12 protein-coding genes are annotated in these 16,851 nt (G+C 50.8%); 5 read left to right on the top strand and 7 right to left on the bottom strand.

Annotated elements, in window-relative coordinates; translation table 11 throughout:
- A complete protein-coding gene (locus SH451x_RS03480; protein WP_479362874.1) occupies positions 1-1,041 on the bottom strand; it encodes an alpha/beta hydrolase in 1,041 nt (346 codons plus the stop codon).
- Between the two features lie 391 nt (positions 1,042-1,432).
- On the opposite strand from SH451x_RS03480, the gene SH451x_RS03475 reads away from it, so the two are divergent.
- The gene (locus SH451x_RS03475) at positions 1,433-4,765 is read left to right on the top strand and encodes a DUF4332 domain-containing protein (RefSeq protein ID WP_479361002.1); all 3,333 of its coding nucleotides are present in this window, start codon (positions 1,433-1,435) and stop codon (positions 4,763-4,765) included.
- Positions 4,766-4,902: 137 nt separating this feature from the next.
- On the opposite strand, the gene SH451x_RS03470 is transcribed toward SH451x_RS03475, so the two are convergent.
- Entirely contained in the window at positions 4,903-6,996 is a 2,094-nt protein-coding gene (locus SH451x_RS03470; RefSeq protein WP_479361001.1) for a TolC family protein, read from the bottom strand.
- Between the two features lie 369 nt (positions 6,997-7,365).
- Between SH451x_RS03470 and SH451x_RS03465 the strand changes: the two genes are divergently transcribed.
- Together SH451x_RS03465 and SH451x_RS03460 are read left to right on the top strand one after the other, a co-directional pair.
- Complete coding sequence (locus SH451x_RS03465) at positions 7,366-7,632, top strand: DUF485 domain-containing protein (RefSeq protein WP_479360999.1); 267 nt, start codon at positions 7,366-7,368, stop codon at positions 7,630-7,632.
- On the top strand, positions 7,629-9,563 hold the full coding sequence (locus tag SH451x_RS03460) for a sodium/solute symporter (RefSeq protein ID WP_479360998.1): 1,935 nt from the start codon (positions 7,629-7,631) through the stop codon (positions 9,561-9,563). Before SH451x_RS03465 ends, SH451x_RS03460 begins: the two co-directional genes overlap by 4 nt.
- 10 nt (positions 9,564-9,573) lie before the next feature.
- On the opposite strand, the gene SH451x_RS03455 is transcribed toward SH451x_RS03460, so the two are convergent.
- Positions 9,574-10,368: an ABC transporter ATP-binding protein gene (locus SH451x_RS03455; protein ID WP_479360996.1), complete on the bottom strand. Its 795-nt coding sequence runs from the start codon at positions 10,366-10,368 to the stop codon at positions 9,574-9,576.
- A gap of 50 nt (positions 10,369-10,418) precedes the next feature.
- On the bottom strand, positions 10,419-11,735 hold the full coding sequence (locus SH451x_RS03450) for a hemolysin family protein (RefSeq protein WP_479360994.1): 1,317 nt from the start codon (positions 11,733-11,735) through the stop codon (positions 10,419-10,421).
- A 181-nt stretch (positions 11,736-11,916) separates the two neighbouring features.
- Here SH451x_RS03450 and SH451x_RS03445 point away from each other — a divergent pair, with 181 nt between their 5' ends.
- A complete protein-coding gene (locus tag SH451x_RS03445; protein ID WP_479360992.1) occupies positions 11,917-12,771 on the top strand; it encodes a serine/threonine-protein kinase in 855 nt (284 codons plus the stop codon).
- Between the two features lie 47 nt (positions 12,772-12,818).
- Here SH451x_RS03445 and SH451x_RS03440 read toward each other — a convergent pair whose 3' ends face one another.
- From SH451x_RS03440 to SH451x_RS03430, 3 genes are all read right to left on the bottom strand, one after another.
- Entirely contained in the window at positions 12,819-13,823 is a 1,005-nt protein-coding gene (locus SH451x_RS03440; protein ID WP_479360990.1) for an NAD-dependent epimerase/dehydratase family protein, read from the bottom strand.
- 116 nt (positions 13,824-13,939) lie between these two features.
- A complete protein-coding gene (locus SH451x_RS03435) occupies positions 13,940-14,161 on the bottom strand; it encodes a hypothetical protein (protein WP_479360989.1) in 222 nt (73 codons plus the stop codon).
- Positions 14,162-14,697: 536 nt separating this feature from the next.
- A complete protein-coding gene (locus SH451x_RS03430; protein ID WP_479360987.1) occupies positions 14,698-15,504 on the bottom strand; it encodes a site-2 protease family protein in 807 nt (268 codons plus the stop codon).
- Positions 15,505-15,731: 227 nt separating this feature from the next.
- On the opposite strand from SH451x_RS03430, the gene SH451x_RS03425 reads away from it, so the two are divergent.
- Positions 15,732-16,835: a substrate-binding domain-containing protein gene (locus SH451x_RS03425; protein ID WP_479360985.1), complete on the top strand. Its 1,104-nt coding sequence runs from the start codon at positions 15,732-15,734 to the stop codon at positions 16,833-16,835.
- Positions 16,836-16,851 lie beyond the last annotated feature (16 nt).

The following is a 16,851-nucleotide window of genomic DNA, read 5'->3' as shown; positions in this document are numbered from 1 at the left end:
TTATTCTGGTTTGTAGTCTTTCCACATCCAGACCAAGGTATCAGCTAACGTTGCTTGAAATACCTTGCCATCACAGTGCCGCGTTGCTTTGCTGAAGACGTATCGATAATCGTAGCCCTTTGCTTTGAGAGCTTCGGCGGTGCGATTGTTCGCCATAACCCAGTTGTGATAGGTTTCTTCAGGATCTTTCGCTCGCAAGTCATTTTCGGACACATGCGTAAAAATCCGCAGTGGCTTCTTCTCGGAATTTTCAATTAGTTTCATGCTCGAGTGATACTCCCATGCTCCCAGCGGATAATCGGCTTCCTCAGGTGCATCGTCGTCTTGTTGGTCGACAAACGTCCCGGAGTAAGTAATCAGTCGGCGGAAAAGATCGGGGCGAAACCAGCCCATGCTGAGTGCTGCTGCTCCACCAGAACTGCAGCCCATCACGGCTTTACCCCAAGGATCTTCGGTGAAGGCAATATTTGGATACGCAGCTTTGATTTCTGAATTGTTCAGTACTGCGGGAAGGACTTCGTCGTTAATGAAACGAGCGAGTCGATCGGACATCGTGTCATACTCCAGTCCGCGCTGGCTTCCTTTGCCATCATTGCCACCATTCTGTACCGCGATGGCGATGAAGGCCGGCAACTGACGCTCAGCGTCTTTCGATATTGTCAAATTGTCGAGAGCGTTGCGAACTAGGTTCAGATTGCTGGGACCATCGTGCATTACCAAGATCGGTGCCTTTGTACCATCCACATAACTCGCTGGAACATAGACAGTAATAGCGCGTTCGGTCCGAACGTCCTTCGTAGGATCCAATGTTTTGTCATCACCACGGAAGATTTTGCTGTCCGCTAATGGCATCGTAAATTCGAATTGCTTGCCTTTAGGATTACCTTTGTCCGTCAAGTCAGCTTGGAGTTCGTATTCGGGTCCAATTACGAAATTTCCATTTTCACCGGAGGATAGATCCTTGTTATCTGCTTCCTGTGCAAGTGCAAGAGAAGAAAGTGAAACGCTCAGAAGCAGCGTTGCGGATTTGCAAAAGTTCATTGAAAAACGTCGAGCGAGCATCATAAAATAATCGTCCTCAAGAAGCGAAATTGTTCGAACTACCCAGAGATGTACCTTCAATCGTAGACTCCAGACGTGTCGATTGGAATCACCCAAAGCCAGTTGGACAGGTGTGCGTAAGCCACTTTTTAAATGGCTTGGCAGAATGCATGCAAAACGATTCTTGCTGTGGAAATAGCATTTACCGATCTGTTCAAGTGTGAACGTAAGAAAACTGGTTGTCTTTCGTAGATGACTGATATTTCGCTCTTTACCCAAACTGCGCCTCTGGGGTAATGTACTCATATTCATCCCGCATAGGCTCCGCCCAGAAATGATCAGGGCGGTGAAAGTCATTGAAGACAAATGGTTTGGCAAGGAGGCAAGAACGATGCGAGTCGTAAGTATTGATATTGACCCAAAAGGTAACTTACACCGAATTCACTTAGGACCATTCGTCGCAGGTTTAAATGCGGTTTATGGTGCGCGCGGCGCCGGCAAGTCCACAATTGCCAAATTCATCCGCCAGCTTCTGTACAGTCGAAATCGTGATCGCTCTGGGACCGACTATCGAACCACCGACGAATTTGTTGGTTCCTTACAGTGGGCCGATGCCAATGGTAACAGCCGAGTTATCTCGACCTCCGATCCAGTTGATGTTAATGATTACCGCTTCAATGGAGCGTATCACTGGAGTGCTCGGCATGATGCTTTGAGTGCGAATGCATCCGATACCTTTCGACCTTCCGAACAACCCTGGCATCGAATTGGCGGTGAGACCTTTGATGCGGTCTTCTGCGGACGATTGGGAGAGACTCTGCCTGAACGTTTGTGGGCAGCGGCTCGTGAGCTCGGTATTGCGATTCGTTTCGATTTAGAAGACGACGAGACTTACCGCCGTCTTCGCGCTGAAGAGCGACGCCTTCAAGAACGCTTACACCACTTGCGAGTCGACGATCGCGACCAAGCTTGGTGGACGGCGGAGCGTCGACGTTTGGCAAGTCGACTAGAAGAATTACACGCGCACCCGGAACTGGCTCGCAACGAACGCGAACCAAGCCATGTTGCCTTCTCGACTAACGAAGCTCGTCCAGTCGTTCAACAATGGCGTTCACAACTGACGGAACTGCAAAGTCGGTTGGCGACGATGCAACGTCAGGAAGCCGAGATTGCCAAGCAAATTGCTGATACAAAATACAATCTTGACCATTTTGCTACCATCCAGCGCGATGACGCAACCTTTAAAAATGGTTCTGCAACCAATTCCGCATTTCGCCGCTCGACACAGATTCGCAACGATGCCTACGGCTCATGGGTTGGTTATGCTGATCGACTGGATGAAAACGATCCCCATTACACAAGCTCCGTTCGCACGTATGCGACCGGCGCTGGGCCTATTGGCGTAGAAAACTATTCTGCGCTTGAACGAAATATCATTGCGTTGCAAGAACAACGCTTGAAGGTCCGCAACGAAATCGCCAACCTTCATCGCAGTATTCGAACTCTCGAAGGCAATTTGCAAGGCGCTCGCAACGAAGTGCGTGTAGATGCCACGCTGTCTTGGGAAGTAGAAGAACTGCAGAAGCGACTTGCTTACGCTGATGAAGTCCTGCAAAGCTGGACGCTTTATGAGCAAACGCGTGCTCGACTTGCTGAAATACAATCGCAATTGCGAGGCCACGGTCCTTATCGCAAAGGCATGGACACCTCGTTCCTTAACTCAGTCGAACGGTTTGTACGAGAGCTCTCTGCGGGTGCTCTACGTGGGCTGCCAACTTGGGCGATGGAAGCTCTCCGACGAGATCAAAGCTACGTGACCGGTCTTTCCAAGAACGGCAAACCAGAAAGCTATCGCGAGGTATATCGCGACTATCGACCAGACGCTTCGCAGATTGACTTCGTTGTTCCGCCATCGACTGCGCCGGAGCGACAGATTGTCGAGCTGGCTATTCGTATGGCCATCATTGACGCATCTGCCCATCGCATCGGCCGCCTGCCATTAATTCTGGACGACGCTTTGGATGGTTTTCACGGCCAACAGTTAGAGCACTTGGTCCGCGTGATTATGCAATTTGCACGTGACGGCATGCAGGTCCTGTTGCTGACCAGCGAAGAAGAAGTAGCCCAACGTGTTCGAGCGCAACAAGGTTGGGTATCGCACCTTACCGAAGCGCGGACTGCAGACCGGGTCGCAGAGAGCATTGATCGAGCAATCGACTATCGATACATTCCAAACCGAACCGAACACTTCCGCGAACGAGTCGTGCCAGCGGTTGCTTATCAAGCTCCAAGCTATGTTCAATACACGGCTGCCCCAAACTATTCGACGATCGACATCAATCGTGAATTGGCTGCAGAAGCCGAACTGCGATATGCGGCCAGCGAACGCCCCGTCGTTGTGAATCGTTATTATCACACAGAACCTAAGATTGTAGAAACAGCCGCTCCTACCGTTAAACTGCATCCACAGTTTTTCTTGTCGGAAACCAGTCGCGTTGAAGATGCTCCAGGAGTAAGCAATGTTATCGCCGAACGTCTTCGAAAGCTTGGCATTTTAACTGTCGGTCAGTTTATTGAAACCGATGCAAATTGGATCGCCGATTCATTGCGTGTTGTCGATTTCGGTGCATCCGAGGTCCGCTCACGACAACGTGAAGCACTTTTGATGTGCTGCGTTCCTCAGCTACGGGCCTTTGATGCGCGGGTACTTGTGGGCTGTGGTATCGACAAACCGTCGATGTTAGCCGATATGCGACCAGCTCAACTGCTGCAACGGGTAGAAAGCTTCCTTGGTACGGACCACGGCCAAGCGATTCTACGAAGCGGTACCAGTTACGAACTGTCGCGGATTACGACTTGGATTGCCTCCGCACGACGTTCAGTACAGCGAAGTAGCCAACCTTCCGAGAACACTGTTCGTGAGCCACGCTATCGCGATGTCGAACGCCGCTCGCTCCGATCGCCCCGCTCCTACGAATCCTCAAATTCTAGCGACTACGGACCAAGATTCTCAGATCGAGTCCGCGGAGAACGACGGCGAGTTGACCGTGGCGTACGTCCAAGCACTCGGCCCGAGACTGTGCGTGAGCCACGCGAACGTATCTTGAACGAACGCGTTGCCAGTAGCCGTACCGATAGAAGTTTGGAATCACAACGGTCTTCTAATTCGGCCGCCAACCCAGGTTTTGTCCGCGTCGAACGTACAACAACGACTCGGCCAGCGACAAATCGCCCTGCGGCAACGAGGAGTGTGGTTCAAACGACCACGCGAACATCGCAACGTGGCCTCCGCTTCTACCTGGAACTAGATAGCCCCGTTGTTGACGCTCCTAGCATCGGCCCTCGTATGGCCGAGCGACTTGCACCTTTGGGAATACTAACGGTCCGCGATCTACTCGAGTGCAACCCGCAGAGGATCGCTGCCCAGCTTGACGACAAGCGATTCGATGAACAAACCATCATTGACTGGCAAGATCAAGCGCGAATGGTCTGCACCGTTCCCAACTTGCGTGGCCATGACGCACAGATTTTAGTGGCCTGCAATGTTCGCACGGCAGATCAACTTGCGACGCAACAAATAGATTCGTTGCTAGCAAGCTCGACGAGCTATGTATCCAGTAAGGCCGGACAAAGACTGCTTCGCGGTGCCGAAGCTCCAGACCGAGCTGAAGTTACTGACTGGATCAGCTGGTCGCAACAAAGCCGTTCGATTAAAGCGGCCTGAATAGAAATGGCGAGCACAGATCCGGCTCAACTTCCAGCCTAACAAAAGCATAAGCGAGTAGCAGTTCAAAGAACCACTACTCGCCGTCTGCCTTTGGGGTGTCCACCTGTTATCGGCGTTTGCCGCATCGAACTCGACTATTCTTCACCGCTTCCGTTGACAGCTGCATCAAGCGCTTCTACTTCTTCGCTGCTGCTGGACGAATCGGAAAGTGCTGGGGCTACAGGATCAACGATTGGCAATGCATCTTGCTGGTAGTTTGGAGCGGGCAGCGTTTGGTAATTTCCAACCATTCCCGGGTTATAACCACCATCGGAGACCGAATCGGGGGAGACTTTAACAGTCGCGCCCGCGTCTCGTGGTGTAAAATGCCTTCCGCGTTGATAAGCATCGCGGTAAGCCGCGGGCGAATAGCCGACTTCAGCAAGTTGAATTTGGTTATAGGCCAACAGCGAACCCTTCTGAAGATGGAAATCGCGAATAGCAAGCGTATAGTCCGCAAGAGCGCGATGGTAAGCGGCTGTACTGGATGAAAGCTGTTGTTGGGCTTGCAACAAGAAGTTAATGTTGTCGCGACCATTTCTGTAGCGTTCATTGAGAACTTCCACTTGACGCTCGTCCGCAGCCACGCGGTTGTAGTTATTCTGGACTTGAACGTAAGACCTGGAGATACTTCGCGACGCACTACTCAAATCATGAATAATTCTTAGCTCAACTTCGCGGAGCACGCTGACCTCCCGCGCTAGATTCAGTTGAGCGTTCTGTTGGGCCGCACTTGCTCGCCGTAGCCCGATGTTGTACTGCCATTCCAGACCGGCTTGCCACTCTTGGAAATTGCCTTCTGTAATATTTTGGGCCAAACTCTCAAACTGATTGTCCGGATTACGCGAACCGATTAGGTGATCGCCTAAACCTCGCCAACGATAGGCTGTTACCACATCGAGCCTTGCGCGGCGATTCAATCGCGATGCCAGCAATTCCAACTCGCGTCGCTTGATCAGCCATTTTTGCCGGCGAATTTCAACGCGATGCACTAGAGCATCTCCGATCGCACTGTACCAATCAAAGTCAACTTCAGCCAATATCGGTTTATCGATCGGCTTAATCAGTCGCCCGTCTGTCGGCGGAACGCCCATCATGTAGCGAAGCCGCTGTTCCGATGCATACAGCCCATTCGCTCCGGTAAGAGCTTCCGTAACTTGTGTTTCGAACAGATAGTACTGCGAACGAGCTTGAGCTTCAGCATCTGCTTCGCCACCGCGAGCTCCAACCTTTTGCAATTCGTTGATACGTTGCCACGTTCTTAAAGAGCTTTCGCGTCCCAGTAATTGCGCATCTAAATTGCGATAAGCGTAGTACAACTCCCAATACGCAGTTTCGACGTCTCGGATCAAATTAATTGTTCCGCGTTCGAAATCGGCCAGCGAGACGTCGGAGTTGATTCTTGCTATCAAGACCCCGTTATATTGGCCTACGACGTTGCCTGGTCCAGCGATTCGATTGTATGTTGTGCCAGCGCCTTGCATCAAAGGTTGACGCATGCCAGCTTCGATGAAGCCCACAAATGCACTTTGAAACAATCGAGAAGGAATGTTATTTCGATCGTAGGCGATGTTGCTGGTTAAAGAGTACGTCGCACCGGTCGCGGTCGTCTTGCTCAACGTCGAAATGTAGTTCCCTGTCGTCTGCTGCGTTGCAGGTGGGAACAATCCCGCGAAGAATTGGTTGTTAGGCTGATTGTTCTTTTGCCAGAACAATTGCGTGGAAACCTGCGCATCGAATGCAGACAATGCTGCTTCAACGCCGCCTTGCGGATTGGTGTCGGTGACTGCCGGGTCGTAAACAGTTGGCAGCGCAAATCCACCTTGGACGATCGACCCGCCCAAATCACGAAAGATCTGACTGCTTTGAAGCGCTGAAGCCAGTACGTCTTCAAGCCGCATATCCCAGACGGGTAGTTCGGCTGGATTTTGGACTGACAGCGGTAGCGGCGTCGAATCCAAGCCTGGATTGGGACACGACTGAACTTCTGGATATTCGATCTGCGCTACAAAGTTCTGATAGTAAGAAGTGTCGCTACTATCCCGCCATGCTTCGAACCGCTGGACGGGCGACTTGCATCCACTAATAACGACCGCAGCACCAACTATTGCAGCAAGATGCTTTCGCAGCCGTTTCTTTGTATTCCCTGAATCGTTCAAAGCACGATGGATCTTGAATTCCACGTTCATATTGCGACTTCCCTATCGCCCGCCCGAAGGCAAACTTGACTCGTTTTTTGCTAGCAATCCGTCACAGCAGTTATAACTGCGCTAGATGCTTCAGAAGTCATCGGCGTCCCAGCAGCAGTCGGACTACCCTGCATGGTGCAACCGGCCATAGTGCTGCAATTTTCGAGCGATTAAACGTTAGGAAAGGAAGAGATCGCCCGACCGCTAAAGTCGCCGCGGCCCCCGCAAGGGCTCAGTGCGGCCACAGCGTCTGGCCTTTGAACTGGTCAGAAATTTTCGACGATTGCTGCGCACACCAACGAAGCTAGCAAAGTTGTGTATAACAATGCGGTCCTGTTGAACAACGAAACTGTAGCAAGAACCGTTTTTATGAGCCGTAATTTTGGCGTTGGTCTCGTCCTCTTTACAATTTACTGCGTGTTATATCTAGGGTTTGTCCTGATCAATACGTTTTCCCCCACGTTGATGGAGACCCAGCCCGTACTAGGCATTAATTTATCGATCAGCTACGGCTTTGCTTTGATAGTGATAGCTTTCGTGCTCGCCATGATCTACGGTTTGACGTGCCAAGCTAGCAATGACGCGACTGGCCAGCCGATCCGTTCTGCTGATCACCAGAAAGAGGTGCAATCGTGATTTACGAAGCCTCTTGGTTAGCCATCGCCGTCTTTGCGCTGTTCGTTGCGATTACTTTGGGAATCAGCTTTTATTTTGGACGTCGTGCAAAGTCAGCTCAAGGATACTTTGCAGCCCACGGTCAAATTCCCTGGTTTGTAAACGGAGTGGCATTCGCTGGCGACTATCTTTCAGCCGCATCGTTCTTGGGCATCTGTGGCATGATTGCTTTCTACGGTTACGACGGCTTCCTCTACTCGATCGGCTATTTAGCTGGTTGGATCGTAGCGTTGTTTATCGTTGCCGAACCGATGAAGCGACTCGGAAAATACACTTTCGCCGATGCGTTGGACGCGAACTTTAGCTCACCAGGCATCAAGCTGGTGGCCGGAATCAGTACCCTGGCTGTCAGCGTCTTTTACTTGATCCCGCAAATGGTAGGCGCAGGAGCTCTGATCCGCCCTTTGTTAGGTTTCCCCCATTGGGCTGGCGTCGTCATCGTCGGCTTGACTGTCGTGATGATTGTTGTAACCGCAGGCATGGTGTCGACAACCTATGTTCAGTTCTTAAAAGGCTTTCTGTTAGTCTTCTTTGCAGCTGTTTTGACCATGATGCTGCTGGCTCGTGGGTTTGAAACTCGGCAAGGAGGAAACGACGGCTACCAGTTCACTACGATCAACAATCTTTCAGAAGGAGATTGGCGCAGCGAACTGCGCCAGAGACCGGGTTTTGAAGAGGCTACGATCATCGAGCAAGACGGCGTCTGGGCTGAACAACCGTTTGTTCGAATACAACGAGGCGACTCGCCGATGGTTTTTGCGATCTCAGAATCGGAGGGGAAAGTCACTTTGGCGGAATCGCAAACGCTGGTCACAAAGGCCGACGGCACGGTATTGGTCAATGGCAAAGTGAAGGGAACGAAGGCGGGTGAAGCGGAACTGCATCCCGTCGGTTTTTTAGCGGAACTTCCTGACGGAGCACAGGAAACAGGGCCTCTTGGGCCTTTCGAATTTTTTAGGACGCTGCAGAAAAGCAAGGTCGTGTTGTGGTCAGAAACGAAGTTCACCGACGAAGACGGTTCTAGCGTCAGTATCTACTCTCCCCGAACTGCAGATGGCAATCAAGTGTTACGACCTGGCGAGCACCCGGTCTTCAGCGGCATCCGTTCGGAAAAGTTCTCGGATAAACTCAACTTTTTATCCCTGATGTTGGCACTGTTTGGCGGCACGGCGTCGCTGCCGCATATCCTGATTCGTTATTATACGGTCAAAGACGAGGCTAGCGCTCGGAAGAGTACCATCGTGGGAATCGGAACGATCGGTTTCTTTTATATCCTCACGCTCTACCTTGGGTTGGGTGCGATGACCAGCGGAGCGTTGGACGTGACCGATTCGAACATGGCGGCCCCATTGCTCGCACGCAGCATGTCCGAGTTGCTGTTCGCGATCATATCGGCAATCGCCTTCACCACCGTGTTAGGCACGGTGAGCGGCCTGATTCTTGCATCCAGTGGAGCGGTCACGCACGATTTGCTGACCGGCTACTTTGGAATGCATCTTTCAGATGAAAAGAAGGTCCGTGTCGCTAAAGTCGCGGCTGCCGTGGTTGGAATTTTTGCAATTGTGCTCGGGATACTGTTCAAGGAAATGAACGTCAACTATCTCGTCGGATGGGCGTTTAGCGTTGCCGCATCTGCGAATCTGCCATCGCTGGTGATGATGTTGTTCTGGAAGCCAACGACACGCCAAGGAATCATCGCAGCAGTTACCGTTGGTATGGTCAGCTCTTTAGGATGGATTTTGTTGAGCGGTGACACCTACTCGAAAGTCTACGGAATTTCGGCGAGTTTGGCGCCCATGCCATTCAGCCAACCGGGCATCATCACGATACCGTTGGGATTCCTCGTTTTGATCGTTGTTTCGCTAATGACACAACAAAAGAAAGTCGCTTGACCTTAAGTCGTTAGCGTTTTGGAATCAGGGTAAAGAAGCGGCCCCCTTCGCGATGCACTTTTATGGGTACTTTGTAGACTCGGCTGAGCGTTTCGGAAGCGATTACTTGCTCGATTGCACCGGAGGCCGCGACACGCCCCTCATCTAGCAAAATCACTTGCGAAGTTCCCTCAAAGAGTTCTTCGGTGTGATGTGTTATGGTGACGATCGTCAACTCGGGCGTATTGATTCGTTCTCGCAGGGAGGCAATCAGATCGAGCAGCTGCTCGCGTCCCAAGATGTCTAGTCCTGCGGTTGGTTCATCCAACAGAAGAAGCCTGGGCTTCGTTACAAGTGCGCGAGCAATTTGAGCCCTGACGCGTTCTCCAGTACTTGCAAATCGATAATAGCGATCAGCCAAGCGAGCAATTCCTGCGATTTCGAGCATCGCATCTGCCTTCTCAAGCTGGGCGGCACTCGGTTCAAATCGCAACACCATCGTCGACGTAAAACCAGTCAGTACGATCTGTCGCAACGTCAAGTTCGGATCCAAATCAAATCCGCCACCGGGCTGCACCAGCTTGATTTGCGTGCGCAGCCAACTTAGATCCACGCTTCCAAACTTTTCGTTCAGGACTCGCACGCTTCCTTGGGACGGCCACAAGTATCCCATGATGACTCTTGCCAGCGTACTCTTGCCGCTTCCGTTGGGACCTAAAATAGCAGCGTCTACACCTTGACCTACTTCTAAATCCACATGCTGCAGCAACCATGTTGATTCTCGTCGGAGCGAAACATCGCGAAGCTGAATAGTGCTGGCAGGCATCTGAAACTGGTATACCGGAACACGTGAAGTTGTTGACTTGACGGAAGTGGCTAGTCGGCCACGCCATCTTTATCCAGTTGGATTCGAACTTTCGTAACACGGTCATCCGCAACCGACATCACTTTGGCTTGCAGTCCGTCAAGTTTGATTTCGTCACCTGCAGCCAACAACCGTTGCGCTTTGTGCATTAGAAGCCCACCGAAGGTGTCCACGTCAACGTCCTCAAACTTAATTCCTAAACGCGTCTCGACATCTTCAACCGCAGTAGTGCCTTCTATGATAAAGACGCCCTCACCATCGGGCACGATTTCAGGATCCTCAGAATCGAACTCGTCAGTCACATTGCCAACAATTTCTTCGACAACATTTTCTAACGTCACGACGCCGATGATTGTGCCATATTCATCGACAACGAACGCCATATGCTGGTGAGTCGCTTGAAAATGACCTAACAAGCGGTTGATCGGCATGTTCTCCGGAACTTTTTTCGGCGGCCGCATAATACTGCGCCAGTCGAAGTCGGCTGTGACAGTGCGCCCAACCAAGTCTTTGATGTGAAGTATTCCAAGGATATTGTCCAGCGACCCATCGCAGATAGGGTATCGCGTATGCTTGCTGCGACGAATGGAGGCGAGGGCGTCTAAAGGATTCTCGTTAATATCGACGAAATCTATATCATTGCGCGGCACCATGATTCGCCGACAAACAATATGGTCAAAGTCGAATACTGCGTCGATCAACTCGCGTTCAGTACGTGTGACGTTGCCTTGGACCTGCGCCTCGTATAGAAGTGCTCGAATTTCAGGTTCAGTAAAAGCAGCGCTATGAGCATCGCTTTCGTTCAGCCCCAACAATCGGAGGAAAGCCGATGTCGATTTGTTCAAACCAATTACAAACGGATAGCTCGCGAGATAGAAGAACTTCATCAAGGGAGCGCAGATCAGCAACATCGTCTCTGGCTGCCGAATTGCGAAAATCTTAGGAGCTTGCTCGCCAACAATTAAATGGAGTGCAGTGATCACGCCGAAAGCAACGATAAATCCGACTGTATGAATTATGACTTCGGATTGAACACCTACAGCCAGCAAGAGCGGTTCGACCAATTTTGAAAATGCAGGCTCGCCCACCCACCCAAGTGCAAGCGACGCCATAGTGATACCAAGCTGACAAGCGGACAAAGACTGTTCTAACCTAGTGGCTAACCACCTGGCCGTCTTGGCGAACATCCTTCTCTCGTCAATTAATTGTTCGATCCGGCTGAGTCGAAGTTTGACGAGAGCAAACTCTGCTGCAACAAAAAAACCATTTACAAGAATCAAGCCTAAGGCAAGAACCAAGGCAATTATTGTTTTTGTGTTTTGGTCCACTATGGAGGACGATTAAAATTTCAGAGATAGAATAGGTATGTAGAGTCACCGCTTACGCAATTTCTACTCACCGTGAGATTGGTAAGGTTGTATGGTAGCGGTTTTGCAACTTTGTTGCGACCGAGTCGATCATTATAACTCCGAAATTTAGGCCGTAAGGATGCTAGATAAACTCCGCCAGATGTTCCAACGAAAGTCCGCAGTCGATGTGGAAGCTCGTTTCGAGCGAATTCGATCTGCCGTTTCGGGCACGATGAGCAACTTTTATGTCGCAAAGGATCGTGATCGGAATGGCGAAATTGTTGGCGTGAAGCTGTGTGACGCCGAGAAAGTGAAGTTCTTCGAAAGCCGCTTCAAAGGACTCAACAAACCTTTGGAGGGCGAAATCGCCACTTCAATGGTCCATCCGTTGATCGCCAAGACGTATGAATACGGCATGACCAACAAAGGCCTGCCTTACATCGTCATGGAGTTTATCGACGGCCCGGGGCTTCAGGTTGTGATCGCAGAACGCGACGAACGCATTCGCAGCAAAGAGTTGCCGCTCATTCGCCAAATGGCTGAAGCGCTCAATTACGTCCACAAGAGCGGCTATATCCACCGCGACATTTGCCCGCGCAACTACATCTGCACCAAAGATATGAAAACGATCAAGCTGATCGATTTCGGCCTAACAGTGCCCGCAACGCCGCCATTCATGAAGGAAGGCAACCGCACCGGTACGCCACTTTACATGGCACCGGAAATCGTCCGCCGCAGGCCAACCGATCAACGCGTCGATATCTTTTCGTTCGCCGTTACCGTTTATCACATGCTGACGTTCGAACTGCCATGGCCTATCACGGACACGACGGGGATGGCCGCTCTACATCATGACACGTCGGAAGCAAAATCAATTTTCGACTACCGACCAACCCTGGACAAAGCGGTTGGGCGCGCCGTGATGGACGCGATGAATCCCAACGTCAACAATCGCACCGCAAGCATCGAGAACTTCCTCAAGCAAATCTCGAAGTCGACATCGATCGACGTTTGAAGGTCCGTTCAATCGCTCGAGCCCGTGACGCAACGAGTGACGCAGCGTCAAACCTGTTCGGGTGGAAGCTGCCCATTAGACCGCAGCCATTCAACCGCTTCGCGAACCGTTTCTTCCATCGGACGAATGCGGTACTCTAAATCCTGTATCGCGCGGCTTGAATCGTAGTAGTGGAACTGGGAGCCCATGGCTATGGCAGCCGAATTCGTATCAGATTCGCGATCTCCGGGACTCAAGAACAGATCGCTAAAGCGGCCCACGACAAACTGTCCGGGCTTGCGCAGCACGGTGAGAGGCTTGCGTCTTCCCAGTTGATCGCAGATGGCACACCACAGATCAAAGTAGCGGACGTTGTCGCCTGCGAGGATATATCGCTCGCCAAATTTCTGCTGCTCTATTATCGAAGCAATCGCGGCGGCAACATCCCGAACATCGCACACACTGCACCCGCCCGCTGGAGACATCGGCACCCACTTCTTCGCCAGCTCGACGATCATCCGTCCGCTGCTTGGCTTCCAGTCCCATGGCCCTAACATGAAGCCGGGATAGACAATCGTTGCATTGAGAATTCCCGTTCGCATCGCATCACGAACGATTTTCTCCGCTGCTTTCTTGCTGACAACGTACGTCGATGGAATCTGTCCGTCACCTGGAGTATCTTCACTTGCAGGTACGTCCTTCTGCCCCATCGCCAGCACGTTTACAGTCGACACGTGGATCATCGGCTTTTGATACTCTATAGCCGCTTGAACTAGGTTCTCCGTACCGCATTGGTTGATCTCCATCGCTTCGCGACGTTGCTTCCAACCCATATGAATGTGAGCTGCACTATGGATCACAACGTCAGCTCGATCGACCGCTTGGCGAACAATTTCTTTGTCGGAAATATCGCCTTGAAGCACTCGAACGTTGACATCGGCAAAGGCGGGAATCGAATTGCTTTGACGTGTCAATGTTGTCACGTCAGCTCCACTACGAACCAGACGCCGCAGGATATTGTTACCGAGCAGGCCTGAGCCACCGGTCAGCAGGATTTGTGCGTTCGAGATCATTTTGCTGTACATTTACCAATGAAAAAAGCCGCTGAGCTTCTGTTTTCAGAAACTCAACGGCCTCAATTTTAACGGATCTCTTAGGAATTGAACCTTAGAAATCACCACTAGTTAAATTACGATGCTCCGCCCTTGGTGGCGGTTCGCTTTACTGATTTCTTTGCAGCTTTCTTAACGCCCTTCTTTGCGGCTTTCTTAGCTGTCTTCTTTACAGCCTTCTTAGCTGCTGCTTTCTTAGCTGTCTTCTTTACAGCTTTCTTTGCGCCCTTCTTAGCTGCCTTAGCAGTTTTCTTTGACGCTTTCTTTGCACCCTTGGGCGCACCACCTTTTTTGGCCACGGATAAAACCTCCGCTAAACTTTGATGACCTTAACACCAGCTGAACGATTCGAAGCAGTGAATCAGTTCAACGTAACAGTGTCTCGATCGGAAACAAAAAATCTTGCTGCTTGAGCTCCTTCCCCGCATTGTTCGTCAGTCACTTCAAGGCAACTCAAGACGCTCAATTCAAGTCAGACCGGTACAAACGACAAGATTGACATTTGATAGCGATGTATTTGTACGAAACAAGCCTTCCAATGCAACATCCTTTCGCACATTTTTGCTACCTATTTTCATAATATTTTTCTAAACCATGTGTCGACAGAAGTTTCTTGTGTGTTGCCAGGGCCCAAAAGACATCAATCATCTGTCAATTTAAATCACCGACTCAAGTTATTGCACGGGAGAGAAGCACTCTCATGTTAGGTCTAAGTTTTCACTCAATCAACGTCGCTAGTTCACGTCACAAACGAACAACGCGATGAGCCCACTTATGATCGACAACAGCATGACTTGTGATTCGACCTTGCAATTCATTGGTAAATTACGCTTGCTCAAAACGGACCAACGCCGCTGCGCAAGTTTTGCAAGTTGAGAATACCCAACATCAAAAACATCAATCCCATCATGCTTTCGTTGTTGAGTCCCCAGAACGCAACGAGAAATGCCACCACGATGCTGACAACGGTGGCTTCGTACACTGCGTTCCGACCTTGAAACATCGACCATGCATGCTGCAAAATCCGTCCGCCATCCAAAGGCAGTACTGGAAGCAAATTTAAGAGGGCCCAATAGACACTTGGAAGGATCGTGAAGTCGATCAACGCTCTCGTAGCAGCGTTTGTCGGAACCATCAGGTGCGATGTATCAACATCAAAGTAGTTGCGTAGCCACTGCGTAAACGGTGAATGGAATCCTGCAACATATGCAATCAAGCCTACCGCTACAGCAAACAAAATCTGCGCGACAGGCCCTGCCAGCGAGATAAGTAGTTGAGCTTCCGGCCCATAGCCGGTGCGTTTGTTTTTTCCGGGCGAAAACTGACGAAATGTATTAGGAACTGCCAAGCCGCCGAAATGGTACAGCACCACGTACGAGCTAATGTTGTAGTAACGCATTACGAAAGCATGGCCGAGCTCATGAATTAGAATCGACAGAAACACGGCTGCTACCCAGAAAACGAGAAGGACCGCCATGCCCGGCGTTTCTTGGTCGCTCCGAAAGTAAATCTCGTCATATACCGACGCCCATTGGTAGCCTAATCCCGCCGCGACGACCCAGAACAACCAAGTCACTCGTATGTTGAATCCGAACAACTTGAAATGAACGTCGTACGGGCTATTCAGCGGCTCGCCGAGCATGATTGACTCTATCCGTTGCGAGAAATTTACATCTTGAGCAAACTTGAATCATAACGCAGACCGCGCGGCAGCGTCGAGTCAAACTGGGATGAACAAACTTTTTCTGCCCACCAACAAGCAGCCAGGATTGATTACAATAAGCAGGCACACCAAGCCAACAGGGACGCAACTCTTACGGCCTCCCGATTTTGTTCCTTCTCCAAACCCTTCTTCCAATTGATGCTGAAATGAAACGAACTTTCCTCTTATTCGTTTGCTTCACCGCTCTCGTGACCAACGGCTGCCGAACGAAAACCGAAACGGTCGACACGCAAAATCAATCGACTACGGGATCCGTCATACCTGGTGTTGGGTACGCAATGCCTGCCATTGTAGGAAAGTATGAAGTCATCGACATCAACACCGACAACAAAGACCTTGCCTTAGCAAAATCCAATCCAGAATCGGCACTGATCGCCAACCCTGATATCAAGTGCATGGTCGGCCTGTGGGCGTACAATCCTCCTGCCATCCTGTCGGCCCTTGAGAATCGCAACTTGGTTGGAAAAATTGCGATCGTCGGCTTCGATGAAACGTCTGAAACACTAAGCGGCATCACTGACGGTAAGATCTACGGCACCGTCGCTCAACAACCTTATCGCTTTGGCTACAAATCGGTAGAGTACCTGGCTGCCATGGCTCGAGACCAAGAGCTCAACATCCCTGAGAGCAAAATGATCTACGTGCCCCACACTGTTATTACTGCCGACAACATCCAGCAGTTCAAAGCAGAAACAGAAGCGATCCTCGCTGACAACGGGCCCGAACTCGAAGCAGACCAACAGTATGAAACATCTGGATCGTCCGTCAAACTCGCGCTGATCACCAATAGCATTGATCCATTCTGGGTGCTGTGTCAAAAAGGTGTCGAAAAGGCAAACAAAGTTTTCAACGCCGAGTGCCGTGTGGCCATGCCCAGCAATGCAACCGTTGAACAACAAAAGACCGAGATCGAACAGTTGATCAACAACAATGGCCAAGGCCTTGCAATCAGCCCAATCAACGGTTCCAACCAAACCAACATGATCAACGAAGCCGCTGAAAAGATGCCTGTCATCTGCCAAGATGCAGACTCGCCAAATTCAAATCGACGATTTTACATCGGCACCAACAACTACATGGCTGGTCGCGATGCCGGAAAGCTTGTCAAACAAGCGATCCCTGAAGGCGGAAAAGTCGTGCTCTTCGTCGGCAAGCTAGAGGTTACCAACGCTCAAGAACGAAGCCGCGGTGTTATCGACGAACTTGCCGATAAACCCATCCCAGTCGCATTTCAGACATCTCAACAGTAATTACACGAGCTCGCTT

The sequence above is a fragment of the Njordella aestuarii genome, assembly GCF_056494165.1.
The sequence above is the reverse complement of the archived record's forward strand: the minus strand, read 5'-3'. Positions and strand labels throughout refer to the sequence as shown.